The sequence below is a fragment of the Flavobacterium sp. MMS24-S5 genome, from assembly GCF_050320125.1.
In the GTDB taxonomy this organism is placed as follows: domain Bacteria; phylum Bacteroidota; class Bacteroidia; order Flavobacteriales; family Flavobacteriaceae; genus Flavobacterium; species Flavobacterium tyrosinilyticum.
The window spans coordinates 1,970,616-1,989,362 of the sequence record NZ_CP190016.1 but is presented as its reverse complement, the minus strand read 5'-3'; the positions used below and the strand labels follow the sequence as shown (position 1 = coordinate 1,989,362).

At 30.0% G+C, this 18,747-nt stretch carries 20 protein-coding genes; all 20 read left to right on the top strand.

Going from position 1 to position 18,747, the window contains the following annotated elements; translation table 11 throughout:
• The first annotated feature begins 40 nt into the window (after nucleotides 1-40).
• From ACPWTF_RS09105 to ACPWTF_RS09010, 20 genes are read left to right on the top strand one after another with little or no spacing between them, the layout of a single operon-like run.
• Complete coding sequence (locus ACPWTF_RS09105; protein WP_250837420.1) at nucleotides 41-904, top strand: ABC transporter permease; 864 nt, start codon at nucleotides 41-43, stop codon at nucleotides 902-904.
• Between the two features lie 47 nt (nucleotides 905-951).
• Nucleotides 952-2,211 (top strand): ABC transporter ATP-binding protein, encoded by a 1,260-nt coding sequence (locus ACPWTF_RS09100; RefSeq protein WP_427875226.1) that lies wholly within the window; start codon nucleotides 952-954, stop codon nucleotides 2,209-2,211.
• Nucleotides 2,195-2,818 (top strand): acyltransferase, encoded by a 624-nt coding sequence (locus ACPWTF_RS09095; RefSeq protein WP_427875225.1) that lies wholly within the window; start codon nucleotides 2,195-2,197, stop codon nucleotides 2,816-2,818. The genes ACPWTF_RS09100 and ACPWTF_RS09095 overlap by 17 nt, the downstream gene beginning before the upstream one ends.
• Nucleotides 2,805-3,371 carry an FkbM family methyltransferase gene (locus ACPWTF_RS09090; RefSeq protein WP_427875224.1) on the top strand — a complete coding sequence of 189 codons (567 nt, stop codon included), beginning with the start codon at nucleotides 2,805-2,807 and terminating at the stop codon, nucleotides 3,369-3,371. Before ACPWTF_RS09095 ends, ACPWTF_RS09090 begins: the two co-directional genes overlap by 14 nt.
• Complete coding sequence (locus ACPWTF_RS09085; protein WP_427875223.1) at nucleotides 3,358-3,600, top strand: hypothetical protein; 243 nt, start codon at nucleotides 3,358-3,360, stop codon at nucleotides 3,598-3,600. The genes ACPWTF_RS09090 and ACPWTF_RS09085 overlap by 14 nt, the downstream gene beginning before the upstream one ends.
• Nucleotides 3,600-4,610, top strand: a complete 1,011-nt coding sequence (locus tag ACPWTF_RS09080; protein WP_427875222.1) for a glycosyltransferase — start codon at nucleotides 3,600-3,602, stop codon at nucleotides 4,608-4,610. The genes ACPWTF_RS09085 and ACPWTF_RS09080 overlap by 1 nt, the downstream gene beginning before the upstream one ends.
• A 53-nt stretch (nucleotides 4,611-4,663) precedes the next feature.
• Nucleotides 4,664-5,548, top strand: a complete 885-nt coding sequence (locus tag ACPWTF_RS09075) for a glycosyltransferase family 2 protein (RefSeq protein ID WP_427875221.1) — start codon at nucleotides 4,664-4,666, stop codon at nucleotides 5,546-5,548.
• 39 nt (nucleotides 5,549-5,587) lie between these two features.
• A complete protein-coding gene (locus tag ACPWTF_RS09070) occupies nucleotides 5,588-6,367 on the top strand; it encodes a glycosyltransferase family 2 protein (protein ID WP_427875220.1) in 780 nt (259 codons plus the stop codon).
• Entirely contained in the window at nucleotides 6,368-7,213 is an 846-nt protein-coding gene (locus ACPWTF_RS09065) for a glycosyltransferase family 2 protein (protein WP_427875219.1), read from the top strand.
• Nucleotides 7,210-8,103 (top strand): glycosyltransferase family 2 protein, encoded by an 894-nt coding sequence (locus ACPWTF_RS09060; protein ID WP_427875218.1) that lies wholly within the window; start codon nucleotides 7,210-7,212, stop codon nucleotides 8,101-8,103. The genes ACPWTF_RS09065 and ACPWTF_RS09060 overlap by 4 nt, the downstream gene beginning before the upstream one ends.
• Entirely contained in the window at nucleotides 8,100-9,107 is a 1,008-nt protein-coding gene (locus tag ACPWTF_RS09055; protein ID WP_427875217.1) for a glycosyltransferase family 2 protein, read from the top strand. The genes ACPWTF_RS09060 and ACPWTF_RS09055 overlap by 4 nt, the downstream gene beginning before the upstream one ends.
• Before the next feature lie 16 nt (nucleotides 9,108-9,123).
• The gene (locus tag ACPWTF_RS09050; protein WP_427875216.1) at nucleotides 9,124-10,200 is read left to right on the top strand and encodes a glycosyltransferase family 2 protein; all 1,077 of its coding nucleotides are present in this window, start codon (nucleotides 9,124-9,126) and stop codon (nucleotides 10,198-10,200) included.
• 7 nt (nucleotides 10,201-10,207) lie between these two features.
• The gene (locus ACPWTF_RS09045; RefSeq protein WP_427875215.1) at nucleotides 10,208-11,299 is read left to right on the top strand and encodes a glycosyltransferase family 4 protein; all 1,092 of its coding nucleotides are present in this window, start codon (nucleotides 10,208-10,210) and stop codon (nucleotides 11,297-11,299) included.
• Nucleotides 11,296-11,961: a cytidylyltransferase domain-containing protein gene (locus ACPWTF_RS09040; protein ID WP_427875214.1), complete on the top strand. Its 666-nt coding sequence runs from the start codon at nucleotides 11,296-11,298 to the stop codon at nucleotides 11,959-11,961. Before ACPWTF_RS09045 ends, ACPWTF_RS09040 begins: the two co-directional genes overlap by 4 nt.
• A 15-nt stretch (nucleotides 11,962-11,976) precedes the next feature.
• Nucleotides 11,977-13,020, top strand: a complete 1,044-nt coding sequence (gene neuB, locus ACPWTF_RS09035; RefSeq protein WP_427875213.1) for an N-acetylneuraminate synthase — start codon at nucleotides 11,977-11,979, stop codon at nucleotides 13,018-13,020.
• Nucleotides 13,021-13,023: 3 nt separating this feature from the next.
• Entirely contained in the window at nucleotides 13,024-14,019 is a 996-nt protein-coding gene (locus ACPWTF_RS09030; RefSeq protein ID WP_427875212.1) for a glycosyltransferase family A protein, read from the top strand.
• A gap of 42 nt (nucleotides 14,020-14,061) precedes the next feature.
• Nucleotides 14,062-15,186, top strand: coding sequence for a UDP-N-acetylglucosamine 2-epimerase (neuC, locus tag ACPWTF_RS09025; protein ID WP_427875211.1), 1,125 nt, complete (start codon nucleotides 14,062-14,064; stop codon nucleotides 15,184-15,186).
• 1 nt (nucleotide 15,187) lies between these two features.
• Nucleotides 15,188-16,165 (top strand): glycosyltransferase family 10 domain-containing protein, encoded by a 978-nt coding sequence (locus tag ACPWTF_RS09020; RefSeq protein ID WP_427875210.1) that lies wholly within the window; start codon nucleotides 15,188-15,190, stop codon nucleotides 16,163-16,165.
• Nucleotides 16,165-17,343: an acyltransferase family protein gene (locus ACPWTF_RS09015; protein WP_427875209.1), complete on the top strand. Its 1,179-nt coding sequence runs from the start codon at nucleotides 16,165-16,167 to the stop codon at nucleotides 17,341-17,343. Before ACPWTF_RS09020 ends, ACPWTF_RS09015 begins: the two co-directional genes overlap by 1 nt.
• Nucleotides 17,343-18,743, top strand: a complete 1,401-nt coding sequence (locus ACPWTF_RS09010; RefSeq protein WP_427875208.1) for a UDP-glycosyltransferase — start codon at nucleotides 17,343-17,345, stop codon at nucleotides 18,741-18,743. The genes ACPWTF_RS09015 and ACPWTF_RS09010 overlap by 1 nt, the downstream gene beginning before the upstream one ends.
• The last annotated feature ends 4 nt before the right edge of the window (nucleotides 18,744-18,747 follow it).

Genomic DNA, 18,747 nt, shown 5'->3' with positions numbered 1-18,747 from the left:
TGTTAATTTTTATGATAAGGTTTTTTTTTAGTTCTTTTAAATGGATTCTAAAAATACAAATGATTGGCTGTTTGAAATAACACCCAAAAACAAGTTTTTCTCTTTAAATCTTAGAGAAGTTTGGCAATATAGAGATTTACTACTCCTTTTTGTTAAGCGAGATGTGATAACAGTGTATAAACAAACTGTTTTGGGACCACTCTGGTACTTAATTCAACCTTTGTTTACTTCTGTAACATTTACTATAATATTTAATAATGTAGCAGGAATTGATACAGGATCTGTTCCTCCATTTCTATTCAATTTAGCGGGTATTACAGTCTGGAATTATTTTACAGCTTGCCTTAATGGTACTTCAGATACGTTTAAAGCTAATGCCGCAATATTTGGTAAAGTTTATTTTCCTAGAATTATAACTCCTCTATCAGTAGTGATTTCGACTTTGATAAAATTCGGAATCCAATTCCTGATTTTTATAATCTTTTATATTTACTATTATTTTAGTGGTGCGAATTTGTCAATTAATAGTTCGATTTTGTTTTTCCCCATTTTGATTGTTATAATGGGAATTTTTGGTTTAGGACTTGGAATGTTAATTTCTTCGATGGTAACAAAATATAGAGATTTTAGTAATTTAATTGGTTTTGGTATACAATTGTTAATGTATTTATCGGCAGTTATGTATCCTATGGAATTAATCAAAGAAAAGATCCCAAAGTACGGTTGGATTGTTGATTATAATCCTTTGGCATATGTAATCGAAACTAGTAGATATATGCTTTTAAATGTAGGGAATATTTCTATTTTAGGATTAGCTTATACTTTTGGAGTAACAATTATGATATTTTTTATTGGCCTTTTAGTTTTCAATAAAACAGAAAAAAGCTTTATTGACACGGTTTAGCCAATTTTTTAGACCAACAGCACAGTTTATAATCTATACTTTAATAATTGGAAAAAGATATAATTTTAAAAGCCGAAAATATTTCTAAGCAATATCGTTTAGGACAAGTCGGTACAGGTACGTTGAGCCACGATTTAAATCGATGGTGGCATCAGATACGTGGAAAGGAAAATCCGTACTTAAAAATTGGTGATGTAAATGATCGTTCCACAAAAGGAACTTCCGATTATGTTTGGGCATTGCAGGATATTAACTTTGAAGTAGAGCGTGGAGAAGTTTTAGGAATCATTGGTAAAAATGGGGCAGGAAAATCAACACTTTTAAAAATATTATCTAAAGTAACAGCACCGACAACCGGAAGCATAAAATCTCGCGGAAGAATAGCCTCTTTATTAGAAGTAGGTACAGGTTTTCATGGTGAAATGACAGGACGCGAAAATATTTACTTAAACGGTGCCATTTTGGGAATGACCAAAAAGGAAATAACTTCAAAACTGGATGAAATAATTGAATTCTCGGGATGCGAACGTTATATCGATACTCCAGTAAAAAGATATAGTAGCGGAATGACCGTACGTTTAGCATTTGCAGTCGCAGCTTTTCTAGAGCCAGAAATTTTGGTAATTGATGAGGTTTTGGCCGTTGGAGATGCTGAATTTCAGAAAAAAGCAATTGGAAAGATGCAAGATATCTCTCGTGAAGGAGGCCGAACGGTTTTGTTCGTAAGTCATAATATGGCTGCGGTTAAGCAGTTGTGTACTAAAGGAATTGTGATGGAGAACGGAAGAGTAGTCTTTGAAGGAAGTATCGATGCTGTTATCGATGAGTATTTCAATGAAGATCAGTTAGCTAATGATGGAAAAAGAACTGAAATCAGTAATGATTCTGTAGGCTTTTTTACAAGATGGTTTGTAAGAGATTCTGATTTATTCAGCATTTCTTCAGATGAAAAGGAAAATATTTGTTTTGAATTTACTTCAAATGAGGATTTTACTAATTGTGAATTAGGACTTGTTATTAGAAATTTTGAAGGAAAAATTATGCTTGGATGTAATAGTCGTGATTATGAAGGAGATTATTTTAATATCAAAAAAGGAAATCATGTTTTTAAGTTTGAGTTAATCTTGCCAGTTATAGATGGAAAGTATGAAATTGATATTGCATTGGTAAGTAATAATACTATAATAGATCAATGGGTGTCAGAAACGAATTTAATTGTTAAAAACAAATTTGAATCCGTGCTTGATAGGAAATGGAGAGGAGAGTTAAATTTAAAAACATCTTTTAGCTATGATGAACTTTCTTAAAAGAAAAATGGTTAACTACCTGTCATCATTTTTTCAGAAAATAGAACCTAAATATTATAATCAAAATAATTCTTTAGGAATTAAAGTAGGCGTAAATTCTTTTTTTGAAAAACCTAAAATTTTGAATGGGGCAGAATATATAGAAATAAAAGATAATTCCAGTATAGGGCATACCGCGTGGCTTGGGGCATTTGATAAGTATTTAAATCAATCATTTAGGCCTAAAATAATTATTTCAAATAATGTAAGAATAGGTAATTATGCATGTATTACTGCAATAGATGAAATAGTAATTAATGACGGATGTTTGCTTAGTGAATATGTTTATATATCAGATCATTATCACGGATTTGATCCCACAATAGATTTGCCTCTTAAGGATCAGCCTCTTTTCTCGAAAGGGAAAATTGAAATTGGCGAAAATACTTTTATTGGTTACAGAGTAACTATTCTATCGGGAGTTAAACTAGGGAAGAATTGTGTGGTAGGAGCACATTCAGTAGTGACTAAATCTTTTCCTGATTATTCAATGATAGCTGGGTCTCCAGCAAGATTAATAAAAACTTTTGATTTTAATAGTAGATGTTGGAAAAATGAAATTAATTAAAAAGAATATAAAAAAAATTCTTGAATTTAGAAGGTATAAATTTTTAGGTCTTTCATACAATGAGTTTTCTGCATTGAAAAAAGGATCTATTAAAAAAACATCTATATTATTTGACAAAGAAGTAAAGATTACGGACTCATTTTGGTATTTGCACAGTCTTAATGAGTTATTCATTGAAGAGGTTTATAAATTTACTGCAAATAACAATAAACCTAAAATTATTGACTGTGGTTCAAATATTGGTTTAAGTATTATTTATTTTAAAAGGCTTTTTCCAGAATCTGAAATAATTGCGTTTGAACCTGATAATGATATCTTTAATATTTCTGAATATAATTTAAATCAGTTTAATATTTGTGATGTAAAACTTTATCAAAAAGCAGTTTGGATTAATGAAGAACCTTTGATTTTTGCTAAAAGAGGTTCTTTAGGAGGACATATAGTTGAAGAGAAAGCAGAGAATACAATAGAGATTGAAACTGTGAGGTTAAAAAATCTTTTGCACGAAAAAATTGATTTTTTAAAAATTGACATTGAAGGTGCCAGAATATGATATTTTGAAAGATTGTGGTGATTCATTAAAAAACGTAGAAAATATTTTTGTTGAATATCATAGTTTTGCCGAAAATCCTCAGATGATAGGTGAATTGTTAATAATATTAAAAACTGCTGGTTTCAAAGTATATATAAAAGAAGCCTGGGAAAACATGAAAAATCCATATAAAGAAAAAAAAGGCCCTTATTTTGATTTGCAATTAAACATATTTGGATACAGATTATAATGAAAATTGCATTCACTATTTGCTCGAATAACTATCTGGCACAAGCTAAGATATTGGGAGATTCATTGTTAGATAAAAATTCTGATTATAAATTTATAATTGGTTTGTGTGATGAAATTTCAGAGGATATTGACTACTCTTTTTTTGAGAATACAGAAATTATTCCTGCCTCTCAATTTGGTATTTATTGTTTTGATGAAATAATAGAAAAATACGACATTGTAGAATTAAACACTTCAATTAAAGCTTCTTTTTTTAAGTATTTAATAAGTAAATATGAAAATCTTGAGACAATTATTTATTTTGATCCTGATATTCAAATTTTTAATAAGTTAAGTTTATTAGAAAAATATTTAGAAGAAGATGATGTTTTATTAACTCCGCATATTCTAAATCCAATAGGTGTAGATGATTTTTCTCCTGCAGAAAGTTCATTTTTAAATTACGGCATATATAATTTAGGATTTTTAGCCCTCAATCCGAAAAGCCAAAATGTGAGAGATTTACTTGATTGGTGGGAAGATAAAACTTTGAAAATTGGTTTTAGCCGAGTTTCTAATGGGTTATTTGTAGATCAATTATGGATTAATTTGGTGCCAATTTTTTTCAATAAGGTTAAAGTTTTATATGAATATGGTTTTAATGCTGCGCCATGGAATCTACATGAAAGAAATTTAATTGTTAAGACTAATGACGAATTTATTATGACTGACAATTCTAAATTAGTATTTTATCATTTTAGTTCATATAATTATACAAAACCTGAAGTGTTTTCTAAACATTATGATAGATATAATTCTGTAACACTGTCAAAAGAAGTTTATAAATTGTATAGCCAATACCATGATAAATTAATTCAAAATAAAATTGATTTTTTTTCAAAAATTAAATGCTTTTACTCTAAAGAAGAGGTAAAAGTAGTAGTTAAAAAAAAGAGCCTCTTAAAAGTTTTAATATATAATATCGTACCACCTTTCATTATTAAACTTGTGAAGTATTTAAGTAATTAATTGAAATTTCGAGTTCATAATATTATAATTAAAAATATATACCATAATTCATAATGAATTATCCCAAAATATCAATAGTAACACCATCTTACAATCAAGGTCAATTTCTTGAGGATACTATTTTGTCCGTTTTAGGGCAACGTTATCCTAATTTAGAATATTTGATTTACGATGCATCAAGCACAGATGATTCAGTTAAAATAATCAAAAAATACGAGAAGGAATTAAGTTATTGGGTTTCTGAAAAAGATAAAGGACAGGCAGATGCAATTAATAAAGGTTTTGCCAGAGCAACAGGCGAAATTTTAATGTGGTTGAATAGTGATGATGTTTTAGTGCCAAATATTTTGAATTTTGTTGCCGCTAAATACAATGAGAATGGAGATGGAATTTATTTTGGAAATTGCCTGCATTTTGAGGAGAAAAGCAATGGGGCTTTATCTGCACGTGGTAGTAATGTAGTAGCATCTTTCAATTCAATTCCATTAGAATTGGCCGATACTATAATTCAACCCTCTTCTTTTTGGAGTAGAAAAGTCTGGCTAGAAACGGGAATTTTAAATATTGATTTAAATTTTGGCTTTGATTGGGAATGGTTTCTTCGTGCCAAGAAAAATAATATTCCTTTTTACCCTTTAAATAAATCTATATCATTGTATCGCATTCATGAAGAACATAAAAGTGGCGTCGGAGGAAGAAAACGACAGGAAGAGTTATTGAAAATTTATAAGCTTTATAATCGCAGATACGCGAATTTATATGAGCATATAATAAATGAGGGTTTTACTTTTAGCTTTGGAGAAAAAATAGCTTTTCGAATTTTACAATTATTATATGGAAAAGGTTTTACGAGAACTCATTTCCTAAGAAAGATTAAAAGCAAAAAGTATAAAGAATATACAGCAAGAGAGATTGATATTATAAAATCGATGTTATAAAATGTCATTTCCTTTAAAAACACTTAAGATTTATAAGCAATGCCCAAAATATCTATAATAACAATCAACTACAACAATCTCGACGGTTTAAAGCGAACTGTTGAGAGTGTAGTCAATCAAACCTGGAAGGATTTTGAGTATATCGTTATCGATGGCGGTTCTCTAGATAATAGTGTTGCGTATTTAGAAAGCCAAACTAAACATATTGATTACTGGGTAAGCGAACCTGACAAAGGTATCTATAATGCAATGAACAAAGGAATTGCGAAAGCAAAAGGCGATTATTTAATATTCTTAAATAGTGGAGATCATTTTTTTGATGATAACATATTGGCAGAAAACAATAAGTTTTTAAAAGAAAAAGATATAATTTATTTTAATCTTCAGGTAGTTGATAAAAACGAAAAGTTTATAAAAACATATCCAGAAGAATTGCCTTTTTCTTATTTTGTAAAAGATACTTTGCCACATCCTGCAGCGTTTATTAAAGCTGCTTTATTCAGTACTGTTGGTTTGTACGATGAAAACTTAAGAATTGTATCTGATTGGAAATTTTTTATAGAAAGCGTTTGTAAATTCAACTGCTCTTATGAGAGAATCAATCAAACCTTATCAACCTTTTATTTAGATGGTTTGAGTTCATATTTAGATAATAAAGCGTTTATTGCTGAAGAAAAAAAGAATGTTTTAAATTCAGAATTCAGTGCTTTCATAGATGATAGTATTGATTTGTTTGAATCCAAAGCGGTTTTGAAGAATCTTAGAAAATCAAAAAAAATCAAATTATTAATCAAATTGGGTTTATTAAAAAGATTTTAAATGAATAATCCATTAGTATCTATAGTCGTTCCGTGTTACAATCAAGGCCAATATTTAGATGAAGCTTTACAATCGATTTTGGAGCAGACTTATGAAAATTGGGAGTGTATTATTGTAAATGACGGTAGTCCGGATAATACCGAAGAGGAAGCGAAAAAATGGATTTTAAAAGATACAAGATTTAAATATGTTTATTCTAAAAATAAAGGTGTTAGTCATGCCAGAAATTTAGGAATAGCTATAGCAAAAGGAGAATTAATTTTACCATTAGACGCTGACGATAAAATTGGTCAGAATTATATAAAAAAAGGAAGTGAATTGTTTCAGGAGAATCCTTCTTTAAAATTAGTATACTGCCTGGCAATGAAATTTGGTGATGAAAATGGAGAATGGAATTTACCGGTTTTCTCCTTAGAAAATTTATCAAAAGATAATTTAATATTTTGTTCAGCACTTTATAAAAAGACAGATTGGTATTTCATTGGTGGATACGATGAGCAAATGAAATCAGGTTTAGAAGATTGGGAATTTTGGATTTCGTTATTAAAAAATGGCGGAGAAGTAGTTCAAATTAAAGAAGTAGAATTTTATTATAGAATAAAAAAGAGTTCAAGACAAACCGATTTAACCAATGATAATCGCAAAAGTCTTTTTGAATATATGAGCATTAAACACGCTGATTTCTTTGTGAAGCAATTGGGAACTTTTAAGCATTTAGATTCCGTTATTAAAAGCACAAAATCAGAATTTAAAAATAAATTACAGAGTAAAAAGTTTGTGATTGATTTGTTTTGCACTACTTTTTTTCATTTCTCAATCTTTGGTTTGTATAAAAAAAATAAATGATTGCTATAGTTATTCCATATTATAAACTAAGTTTTTTTGAAGAAGCACTGCAATCTCTGGCAAATCAAACTGATAAACGATTTAAAGTTTACATAGGTGATGATGACAGTCCGGAAAATCCTCTTGATTTACTAAAAAAGTTTAAAGACAAATTTAATTTTCTATACCATCGTTTTGAGACTAATCTTGGAGGAAATTCACTTACCCAACAATGGCATCGTTGCATTACCTTGACAGAGAAAGAAGAATGGATCATGATTTTAGGTGACGACGATGTTTTGGAAGAAAATACTATCGAAGAGTTTTATAAAAAATTACCTGAAATAAAAAGCGAAGGAATTAATGTAATTAGATATGCAACTCAGATTTTTAATGAAAAGAGCAACACTAATTCCGAAATTTATTATCATCCAACAAAAGAGAAATCTACAGATTTTTTATTTCGAAGGAGCAGAAGTTCTTTAAGCGAATACATTTTTTTGAAAGAAAAAGTGTTGAAAATTGGATTCGTTGATTTCCCATTAGCATGGTATTCCGATGTTTTAGGCGTTTTGGAATTTTCAGATTTTGGTACTGTTTTTACAATAAATGAATCAGTGATCAAAATTAGAGTTTCTTCTATAAGTATATCCGGAAACATCATTTATTCAAAGAAAAAGAATAATTCCAGATTTGATTTTTATTATTACCTCTTGTCAAATAAGAAGCGTTTTTTTTCAAAAGAACAACAAGAGGAATTGTTTTTAAAAATTGCAAACTGTTATATAAACGATAAAAAAAGAATTCCGTTTTTTTTTAAGATTTCCTGGCTATATATAAAAAACCTTTCGATCATAGGTTTCAGTAAATTTATTAGATTGATTTTGTTCTATACGTTTAAGAAAAAATGAAAAAAGCTCCCCATAACCCTCCTTTTTTCAGCATTATTATACCGGTTTATAATGTGGATAAATACATTAAAGATTGCTTAGACAGTATTTTAATTCAATCGCTTCAGGATTTTGAAGTTATTTTAGTAAACGACGGATCAACAGATAATTCTGGAGAAATTTGCAATAATTATGCTGTAGATAATGCGTGCATTAAAATAGTTCATAAAATAAATTCAGGTACAGCATCAGCTAGAAATACGGGTTTAGAAATTGCAGAAGGAAGGTATTTATGGTTTGTAGACAGTGATGATTTAATAACAGAAAACGCACTATTTGATTTAGAAAAACTACTAAAGGAATATGAAAACATTTCGATTCTAAATTTTACCAAAATTGATTTTAAAGATCCTGAATTAAAGACCTTAACAATTGGTTTTCCCGAAAGAATAAATGCTTTAGTCAAAAACACTGAAAATTCAATCGATGGTATGCCTTCAAACGTCTGTTTTAGTATTTATAACAGAAGCTTTTTATTAGATAAAAATTTAAGATTTGAACAAGATAATGTATTTGAAGATGAGTTTTTTAATTTAAAACTCTACACAAATTACAGCTTCAATTTTTTGAATACAAATCTTCCGTTATATCTATACAGAAGAAGAGAAGAAGAAAATAAAACTTCATTAAAAGACAGCAAATCACTGTATGAAAAATGTCTTTCAAAAATAAAATTGTTTCAATACGTTTCTCAGATAAAAGCAAACCAAACCAATCATAATTTTCTGAGTTATAAAAAAAGAGTTTATGCGGAGTATGCTTTATATTTTCTTGAACTTTGCTTGAGACAAGATCAAACGGAATACACAAAAAAGACAATTGCAATTATAAAAAAGAATATTCGCAAGATTCCTATTGAAGGTAATTATTTCAAAACATCTCAGATCAAAAGAGTGTTGTATAATTGGAATCCTGATATATTTGTTGGTTATATTAAACTGCTGATTTTGATTCAGAAAACGTAAACAAGAAACTAAAACAATGATAACAATACTTTATATATATAAAGATAAAGAAGTTGAAAGAGTAAAAAGATCATTGGATAGTTTGCTGTCTCAAACTGTCAATGAATTTAAAGTATTGTTTGTAGATTTTGGCTCAGGAATAAATAATAGAACCGAACTTCAAAATGTTTTGAAGCAATATTCGTTCGTAGACTATATTTATTCCAATCATTTATACCAGCCTTGGTCAAGAGCAAAAGCAATTAATATAGGTTTGCGAAATATTAGTACGCCTTATGTTTTTGTCGCAGATATAGATATGTTGTTTCATAAAGAATTTGTAGGGACATTAAATGAAATCAAATCTCCTGAAAGTTCTCATTATTTTAAAGTTGGTTTTTTGAGTGAACAAGAAACTAAAATCAACAACGATTTTGACGATTACTCCATTGCTTTTACAAGTTCAGTTGGCGCTCAGGGTCTTTCTTTGTTTCCAACGCAAGCTTTACTTTCGATAAGAGGATTTGATGAATTTTTTAATTTCTGGGGAGGCGAAGACGAAGACGTTCATGCCCGACTGAAATTGAGCGGACTAAAAGTTGAATTTTTTGATAAAAAAGTTTTAATGCTTCATCAATGGCATCCAACTTATAGAAATTCTTTAAAAAAAGGAATAACAACTACTTTACAGCACAATACGATTTCGAAAATAAACCAGGAACATTTCAAAATGAATGCTCTATTGAAAAATAGCGTTGTAAATAATGAAAATTGGGGAAATGTCATCACAGAAAATCAGTTTGAACTTCTTGCTAAACCAGATATTTTTCTAGAGCTGCAGAATAAAAAAGAAGTCATTGATAATTTTTTGTTTTCGGTTTTACCTAAATTGAATAATAAGGTTTTAGAAGTTGTGATTCAGGAAGACACATCTGCTAAAACTTTAAAATATTATACAAAAAAACTTTTGGGTAAAAACATCCCTAAATATTACAGCTTGAAAGAAATAAATGATGTTCTTTTGTTACATTTGACGTCTTTTTACTCACATGCAGCTTATAAATATGTTGTAGGAGAAGATTTGAAGAGCATTACCTTAACGTTGCAATTATAATTATACCATGTCAAAAGTTATATTGATTTCAGAGTTTCCGTTACCTTTTTCTCTTACAGGTAGTTGGACTAACTTATATAACAATTATCTGTCTACACCACATCAAATAGATTATATCGTTTGCAAGCCATCAGAGCGTCCGGAGCCTTCGGTACTTTATGGAACTGTAAATAGAGATATCAAGATAAAGCTTCTGGAACGATGGCATAAAAATCGATACTACGCCTATCTGGAGCAATTAAAAAAAATTATTAAGCGAGATGAAAAGTATATCATTCAGATAATCGATAACTATGGTCTGGTGAAACCATTGATAACAATGCTTGAAAATACAGGATTAAGAAAGCAATGTTACTTACAGTTTTTTTATCATGGATTTCCACCTTTTCATGAAAATTATCACGGAAGATGGTTTTATGAAGCAATAGATGAGATGATTTTGTTAACAAATGATTCTTATTTGGCGCACAAAAATTATTATACGATTTTACCCACTCGATTTTCGGTTTTACATAATGGAATTGACACTAACAAGTTTTTTCCGCTTTCGAAAAAAGAGAAACAAGTTTTAAAGGAAAGTAAAGGAGTTGGAAATAAAACCGTATTTGTTTGGTGTTCGCAAGATCGTCCCAAAAAAGGATTAAACCTTTTGCTCGATGCATGGAGAAGATTTTATTCTAATAGACAAGATGTCGTTTTGTGGATTATTGGATGTGAACCTAAAACGCCTCAAAATGGAGTAGAGTATTTAGGGAAAGTCCTTAACAATGAAGTCGCTACTTATTTGCAAATGACAGATTGTTATTTGTTCCCTACTCTTTGGCATGAAGGATTTGGATTAAGTTTGATAGAAGCCCTGCATTGTGGAAATTATTGTATTGCCTCTGCCATTGGGGGAGTTCCAGAAGTTATGCAATATGGAAAACTGGGAAAACTGATAGAAAAACCTCATTTTGTTTCAGAATGGGAAAAAGCGATGATCGAGTTTATGGAGAACCCAATAGAATATGAACCAATTCCAAGAAATTTATATTCTATTACGAATTGGAACTTAGGAATGAATGAGATTATTTTGAATGCAAAGAAAAATTTCGAGTGAAAACAATAGCCATAATTCCTGCCAGAGGAGGATCTAAACGAATTCCTGAAAAAAATATACAGTTATTTGGAGGATTGCCTTTGTTGGCACATTCTATACAATATGCTTTAGCTAATAGCGAAATTATTGATGAATTATACGTTTCAACTGATGATGAAAGCATAAAAAGGATCGCCTTATCTTATGGCGCTAAAGTAATTGATAGACCAGAAGCGTTATCCGGAGATTTAGAGCCTACAGTTTCTGCAATGAGACATGTTTTAGAATCTCTTGAGGAGAATGTAGAAAATGTAGTTTTGTTACAAGCGACAAATCCATTAAGACCAGATAATTTGTTAAAAGAATCTTTTGAAATTTATCAAAAAGAAAATTGTGATAGCTTATTTACAGTGACAAGAAATCACCAAAAATTTGGTAAAATAAAAGATAACAAATTTCATCCCTTTAATTATAGTATTGGACAACGTAGCCAGGATTTGGAGCCATTATTTTTCGAAAATGGATTATTGTACATTAGCAAAGCGACTTTAATTTTAGAAGATACTATTATTTCAAAAAATGCTTATCCATTAAATGTAAATCATATTTTTGCCAATATTGATATTGATACTCCACAAGACATGGATTATGCAGAATATCTGTTTCAAAGACATAAATTATAAATCGTAACTCATCTTATGAACCCATATATAGAAATATCCGGAAGGAAAATAGCACCTGATTATCCACCGTTAGTAATTGCTGAAATAGGAATTAATCACGAAGGATTGTTACAAGTCGCCAAAGAAATGGTCGATGCAGCTCATCGTGCAGGAGTTGAAGTAGTGAAACACCAAACCCACATTGTTGAAGATGAAATGTCAGGAGCGGCAAAAAAAGTAATTCCAGGTAACGCAGATGTGTCCATTTATGAAATTATGGAACGTTGTTCGCTTAATGAAAGCGATGAGTTGGAATTAAAGAACTATGTTGAGAGTAAAGGCATGATTTTTATATCAACTCCTTTTTCTCGTGCAGCTGCCGAAAGATTGAAAAAATTTGATATACCAGCTTATAAAATAGGTTCAGGAGAATGTAATAATTACCCTTTACTAGAACATATTGCATCTTTTGGGAAACCAGTTATTTTGAGTACTGGTATGAATACTATTGAAAGTATTCGTAAAGCAGTTGCTATTTTTGATAAATACAAAGTTCCAGTAGCTTTATTGCACACCACAAATTTATATCCAACACCCATACATTTAGTTCGCTTTGGAGCGATGATGGAAATGCATAACGCTTTTTCGGATAAAGTTTTTGGGTTGAGCGATCATACTTTGAATAACAATGCGTGCTTGGGTGCAGTGGCTTTGGGTGCCAGTATTTTGGAACGTCATTTTACAGACCACATGCAACGTACAGGTCCGGATATTGTTTGCAGTATGGATGAGCAGGCAACTAAAGAATTAATTATAAGTTCGAATGAAATCTGGCAAATGCGTGGCGGAATCAAAGAACCGGCAAAAGAAGAACAAGTTACAATTGATTTTGCTTTTGCAACTGTTTGTACGATTGCCAGCATAAAAAAAGGAGAAATATTTACAAAAGAAAATATTTGGGTAAAACGCCCGGGAACAGGGAAAATCTTAGCGGAACATTTTGATGATTTGATTGGAAAAATTGCTACACGCGATATTGAAATAGATGATCAATTGGATTTTAGTGATTTTAAAGACTAAGCGATGAGAGTAGGAATGAATCCTCAGAAACAAGCGAATACAATCGATTTACAATCTAATCACAGAGTTGTAATTGTAGTCTATATTCCCGAGATGAGCGGATATTATGCTAATGTTTTTGATGTAATGAAACTCTGTTTAGAATCTGTTTCTGTTACAAAAAACGTATCATGTGAAATCACAGTTGTCAATAACGGCAGCTGTATTGAGGCTACGGATTACTTGAATAAAATTTACTCAGAAGATAAAATTAATTGTTTAATACATTACAGACAAAATATTGGAAAAATGGATGCTTTGATTGGAGCAGCAAGAGGTGCCAGAGAAGAATTTGTAACACTTTCTGATGTCGATGTTTTATTTGTTGAAGGATGGCAGCAAGCTGTTGAGAAGATATTTAATTCAATTCCAGATGTTGGTTTAGTGTCTCCTATTTCTTCGAGAACGGAACCTACATACGCTTCTTTTTCAACTTGGAGTAAAATCTTTTTGCAAAAAGTTAAGTTTAAATATGAGGCCATACCAGAAAATTTTGAGTCCTATAATAAGTTTCTAGAAAGTACTAATTGGGATAAAGAAACTGATCCAAATATTGCTTGGCCAGTAATTGAAAAAAATGGAACGAAAGCAATTGTAGGAAGTAATCATCAAGTGGTGACTATTAAAAGATCTTTGCTTTTTGAATTTGTTCCAACATTACCATCACTTACTTTGGTAGGAAATAACTCTGAGCACAATTATATTGATTTGCCTGTTGATTTAGCCAATAAAATGAGATTATCCACTTTTAATAATTTTGCTTTTCATATGGGAAATAAAGTGGAGGACTGGATGGTAGAAATCCAGAATAAAAACTTATTAAACAATAGCGAAAAGAGCGAAGTAAATAAAAGTGTTTTCAAAATGAATCAAAGAGAAATAAATAATACTAATTTATTTTTTTATAAGTTGAAAAAGAGAATAGTTAAGCCTATTTTTTCGTCTTTTTACAAGAAATAATTTAGAATAAAATAGAAATTAAGACAAAAAAAGGTTAAGTAAGTGAATAAAAAAATCCTTTTTCTTACCGGAACACGTGCTGATTTTGGTAAAATAAAATCGTTGATTTCAATTCTGGAATCTCAACCCACATTTGAAGTTTTTGTGGCAGTTACAGGTATGCACTTACAAGACGAATACGGATATACATTGCTTGAAATTCAGCGTTGCGGTTACCAAAACATACATACATTTAAGAATCACACCCATGAAACTACCATGGATTTGACACTTGCCAAGACCATTGAAGGACTCTCAAATTATGTCAAAATAGTAGAACCAGATTTGATTCTGGTTCATGGAGATAGAGTAGAAACTCTGGCTGGAGCTATTGTAGGATCATTAAATAATATTTTGGTAGCCCACATTGAGGGCGGAGAAATATCAGGAACCGTTGATGAATTGATTCGACATAGCGTGAGTAAATTGAGTCATATTCATTTTGTTTCCAATGCCGAAGCTGCAAAGCGATTGAAGCAAATGGGTGAAATAAAAGAATCTATTTTTACTATTGGCTCTCCAGATATTGATATTATGTTTTCTGATAAACTTCCGGATTTAGAAATTGCAAAACAATATTATCAAATTGATTTTAATTCGTTTGCTATCGTAATGTTTCATCCCATAACGACTGAAATCGATTCGATGGAAGACTACGCAACCAATTTTGTTGAAGCATTATTGAATGATATTCATAATTATGTTGTTGTTTTTCCTAATAATGATTTAGGAAGTCAAATAATTCTGGATGCGTACAAAAGACTAAGCGGCAATTCTCGTTTCAGGATTTTTCCGTCGTTGCGATTTGAATATTTTTTAACATTATTAAAAAACTCTCAATTCATTATAGGTAATAGCAGCGCAGGAATTCGCGAAGCTCCTTATTATGGAATTCCGATTATTAATATTGGTACTCGTCAACAAAATAGAGCCGTGCATGCCGATATTGTAAATGTCGATTATGAAAAAGAGAATATTTCAAAAGCATTAAGTACTATAGACTCTCATAAGGTAAAACAAAGTGATGCCGATTTTGGCACTGGAAATAGCGCTGAATTATTTTTAGAATCTCTTCAAGGTGATAAAATTTGGCAAATGAATCATCAAAAACAATTTAGAGACAGATAATATGATAATTAAATTAGAACGTTACTTCAGTTATCCCGACTTAAAAAGGCAAACGCCAAATAATTCAATGAAGTGGAAGGATTTTACTTTTACAGAAGATGATATTGATGAATGTGATTATTTAGTAATCTTAGAATATCCTAAGGAAGATTTTTCAATTAAAGTTAACGAGAATAATATTTTACATTTATGCTTAGAACCACCAAACGAGATTTCTAAGTATAGACAATATGCTAATAAAAAGACAAAGCTTATTTATAATCAGTTAGATATTAAGAAAAATAATATTCTTTCGCATGGTGCATTGCCATGGCATGTCAATAAAGATTATGATTTTTTGAGTGAGCTTAAAGTTGAAAGCCTAGAAAAAGAAAATACAATTGTTTGGATTACGAGTAATCAAAGAACATCTAAAGGACATAACACAAGAATGGATTTCTTGGGGAATATTCAAAACTTGCCTTTTGTGAATCTTTATGGCAGAGGCATAAAACCTATCGATGATAAATGGGATGTTCTGGATAAATCTAAATACGCAATTGCTTATGAAAATTTTCAAAGTGATTATTATTGGACAGAAAAAATTATAGATTGCTTTTTAAGTTTTACAATGCCATTGTATTTTGGATGTAATGTGATAGAAAATTTTTTTCCTAAAAATTCCTTCATTCAGATTGATCCCAATGACAAGCATATCGATTTGTTTTTAAAAGAGATAGTTAATTCTGCTAAATGGGAAGATAATCTAGGAGCTATTTCAGAAGCAAGAGAATTAATATTGAATAAATATCAATTATTTCCTTTTTTATACAATCAAATTAAAGATTTAGAATTAAGAAAAGGGGATAATTTATCATTAAAAAAAACAGAGGTTCACTTTAAAGGAGGAAACGATTATTTTGACAACTATCCTATTTCTGTGGCTATTGAAAAACAAATAAAAAAGGTGGTAAATAAAGTAGGGAATAAATTTAAATAATGGTAGATAGTGATAAATATAAATGGGTAAATGCCTTAAGGGGATATGCTATATTACTAGTTATTCTTATTCATTCTTCGCAATCATTTATTGTATCAGATTTTGTTCAAAAAATTTGTAGTACTGGAGATTTAGGAGTTCAACTCTTTTTTATTTTAAGTAGTTTCACATTATTCAATTCTTACTCTAAAAGAATATTAATCGAAAAAGAATTTACAAATCGTAATTTTTTTATTCGTCGTTTTTTTAGAATTGCACCCTACTATTATCTTGCTGGAATAGTATATGTTTTTTATAAAAGTGTCATTAAGCATAATGAGATTAATATTGAAAATTTAATAGCAAATTATACTTTTACAAATGGTATTTATTTGCCAGGAATAAATGATATTCCGCCTGGAGGTTGGTCAATTGGAATAGAAATGCTTTTTTATTTGTTGGTTCCTGTGTTATTTAAATACTTTAATTCTTTAAAAAAGGCGATTCTATTACTAATAATTTCAATGCTAGTATCTGTAATCATAAATCATTACTTTGTAGAGAATACCATGTTCTTTTTAAATTCCATTTTTGGAAGTTTTAATAAATGGGCCTTATATTTTTGGTTGCCAAACCAATTGCCAGTATTTATTTTAGGAATAGTCTTGTATCATGTTAATAAGAATATTGTTTTTTCATTTAAGTCTGGACAAAAAATGATAGTAACTTCTCTTTTATTATATTTAGGTTTTTGCTTTTTCAAATTTGATGAAGAATATGCGTATTATTTTATTAAAAGAGAATATATATGCGCAGCTATATTTTTATTATTTGCGATAGGAACATATACAACTAATATGAAGTTTTTGGTTAACGATTTTATTCAAAAAATAGGAGTTGTGAGTTTTAGTATGTATTTAAACCATTTTTTAATTATATCTATATTTGGATATTTTTTTAGAGGAATTTGTAAAAAAATCACAGCTATTTTACACCTGCCTGAAGTAATTTTACATAATGATTTTATGTTCTTCTGTTTTTATGTATTAATAATTGTAATAACTTATTTTCTTTCCAAAGTAACGTACAAATATGTAGAAATTGGTGGTATTGATTTTGGGAATAAATTAATAATGAGTTTGCCTAAAAAGAATCAAAATTTGGAAAACGAATTATTAGAAAAAATTAGTAATAGATAATGCAAAACAAGAAAATATTTATCCTTTTACCCGACGGTATTGGCTTACGCAACTTTGCATACTCAGATTTTCAAGCTATTGGATTAAAGGAAAATTTCGACGTTATTTTCTGGAATAACACTCCGTTTGATTTAACAGAATTAGGTTTTAAAGAGATAAGAATTCATAATTCTAAATCAAATCCATTTACAGAAAGCTATAAAAATGCCCGCAAACAAATTGAGTTGAATCTTAATATCCGAAAAACACAAGACCGTGTTTACGATACATATAGATTTCCTTTTTCATATGCAACTGTTCTTAAAGCTGGAAAAAGTTTGTTTACTCAAATGGTATCATTTACCCATTCTTCTAAATATGGTTTAAATCGCATTCGAGAAAAAATTAAAAACAAGGAACGAAGAACGCTGTATTATCATAAAAGTTTAGAAACACTTCAAAAAGAAAAACCAGCAATGGTTTTTTGTACCAATCAAAGACCAATGTCTGCCATTGCACCTTTGTTGGCTGCACAAGATTTGGGAATTCCTACCGCGACTTTTATTTTTTCGTGGGATAATCTGCCAAAAGCTACAATGGTTGTCGAAACAGATTACTATTTTGTCTGGAGCGACTTGATGAAAAAGGAATTACTTTTTTATTATCCATATATTCTAGAATCACAGGTTGTGGTAACCGGAACACCTCAATTTGAATCTCACTTTGATAAAAGCAAACTAATTTCGAGAGAAGACTTTTTTGAACAAAATAATCTAGATCTCCATAAAAAATATATCTGTTATTCAGGAGACGATGTTACCACTTGTCCTGACGATTCCAAATATTTGGAAGATGTAGCCGTTGCAGTTAGAGAATTAAACAAAAACGGAAATGCATTAGGGATTATTTTTAGACGCTGTCCAGTTGATTTTTCAGATCGATATGACAAAGTGCTTAAGGATTATCAGGATGTAATTGTGCCAATTGAACCATTATGGCAAAAAATAGGAGAAGGTTGGAATACAATTTTACCAACTCAGATAGATATTGATTTGCAAATGAATACCATAGCAAATACTGAAATGGTTGTCAATCTAGGCTCTTCTATGGTTTTTGATTATGTTGCGCACGATAAAGCCTGTGCATTTATTAATTATGATGTTACTGATAAAAAAATCTCAGATTGGTCCGTTAAAAAAATATACAATTATGTTCATTTTCGCTCAATTCCAAATTTAGAAACAGTCTTATGGATAAATAATCCGGATGATATTGTTTCAATAATTGAGAGCGGCATTGATAAAAAATCGTCTGTTATTGAAGGAGCACAAGAATGGTTTAAAATTATCAATCAACATTCTCCACAAGAAGCCTCCAAGAGAATTTGGGAAGGAATTAAAGTCATCATTTATAAAGAATAATTGT

Excerpts from the sequence above, each read along its gene's own strand:
- ACPWTF_RS09050 (WP_427875216.1), top strand. The coding sequence starts at position 9,124 with ATGATAACAATACTTTATATATATAAAGATAAAGAAGTTGAAAGAGTA.
- ACPWTF_RS09070 (WP_427875220.1), top strand. The coding sequence starts at position 5,588 with ATGCCCAAAATATCTATAATAACAATCAACTACAACAATCTCGACGGT.
- ACPWTF_RS09030 (WP_427875212.1), top strand. The coding sequence starts at position 13,024 with ATGAGAGTAGGAATGAATCCTCAGAAACAAGCGAATACAATCGATTTA.
- ACPWTF_RS09105 (WP_250837420.1), top strand. The coding sequence starts at position 41 with ATGGATTCTAAAAATACAAATGATTGGCTGTTTGAAATAACACCCAAA.
- ACPWTF_RS09020 (WP_427875210.1), top strand. The coding sequence starts at position 15,188 with ATGATAATTAAATTAGAACGTTACTTCAGTTATCCCGACTTAAAAAGG.
- ACPWTF_RS09080 (WP_427875222.1), top strand. The coding sequence starts at position 3,600 with ATGAAAATTGCATTCACTATTTGCTCGAATAACTATCTGGCACAAGCT.
- ACPWTF_RS09045 (WP_427875215.1), top strand. The coding sequence starts at position 10,208 with ATGTCAAAAGTTATATTGATTTCAGAGTTTCCGTTACCTTTTTCTCTT.
- ACPWTF_RS09010 (WP_427875208.1), top strand. The coding sequence starts at position 17,343 with ATGCAAAACAAGAAAATATTTATCCTTTTACCCGACGGTATTGGCTTA.
- ACPWTF_RS09060 (WP_427875218.1), top strand. The coding sequence starts at position 7,210 with ATGATTGCTATAGTTATTCCATATTATAAACTAAGTTTTTTTGAAGAA.
- ACPWTF_RS09015 (WP_427875209.1), top strand. The coding sequence starts at position 16,165 with ATGGTAGATAGTGATAAATATAAATGGGTAAATGCCTTAAGGGGATAT.
- ACPWTF_RS09095 (WP_427875225.1), top strand. The coding sequence starts at position 2,195 with ATGATGAACTTTCTTAAAAGAAAAATGGTTAACTACCTGTCATCATTT.
- ACPWTF_RS09090 (WP_427875224.1), top strand. The coding sequence starts at position 2,805 with ATGAAATTAATTAAAAAGAATATAAAAAAAATTCTTGAATTTAGAAGG.
- ACPWTF_RS09065 (WP_427875219.1), top strand. The coding sequence starts at position 6,368 with ATGAATAATCCATTAGTATCTATAGTCGTTCCGTGTTACAATCAAGGC.
- ACPWTF_RS09055 (WP_427875217.1), top strand. The coding sequence starts at position 8,100 with ATGAAAAAAGCTCCCCATAACCCTCCTTTTTTCAGCATTATTATACCG.
- ACPWTF_RS09075 (WP_427875221.1), top strand. The coding sequence starts at position 4,664 with ATGAATTATCCCAAAATATCAATAGTAACACCATCTTACAATCAAGGT.
- neuB (WP_427875213.1), top strand. The coding sequence starts at position 11,977 with ATGAACCCATATATAGAAATATCCGGAAGGAAAATAGCACCTGATTAT.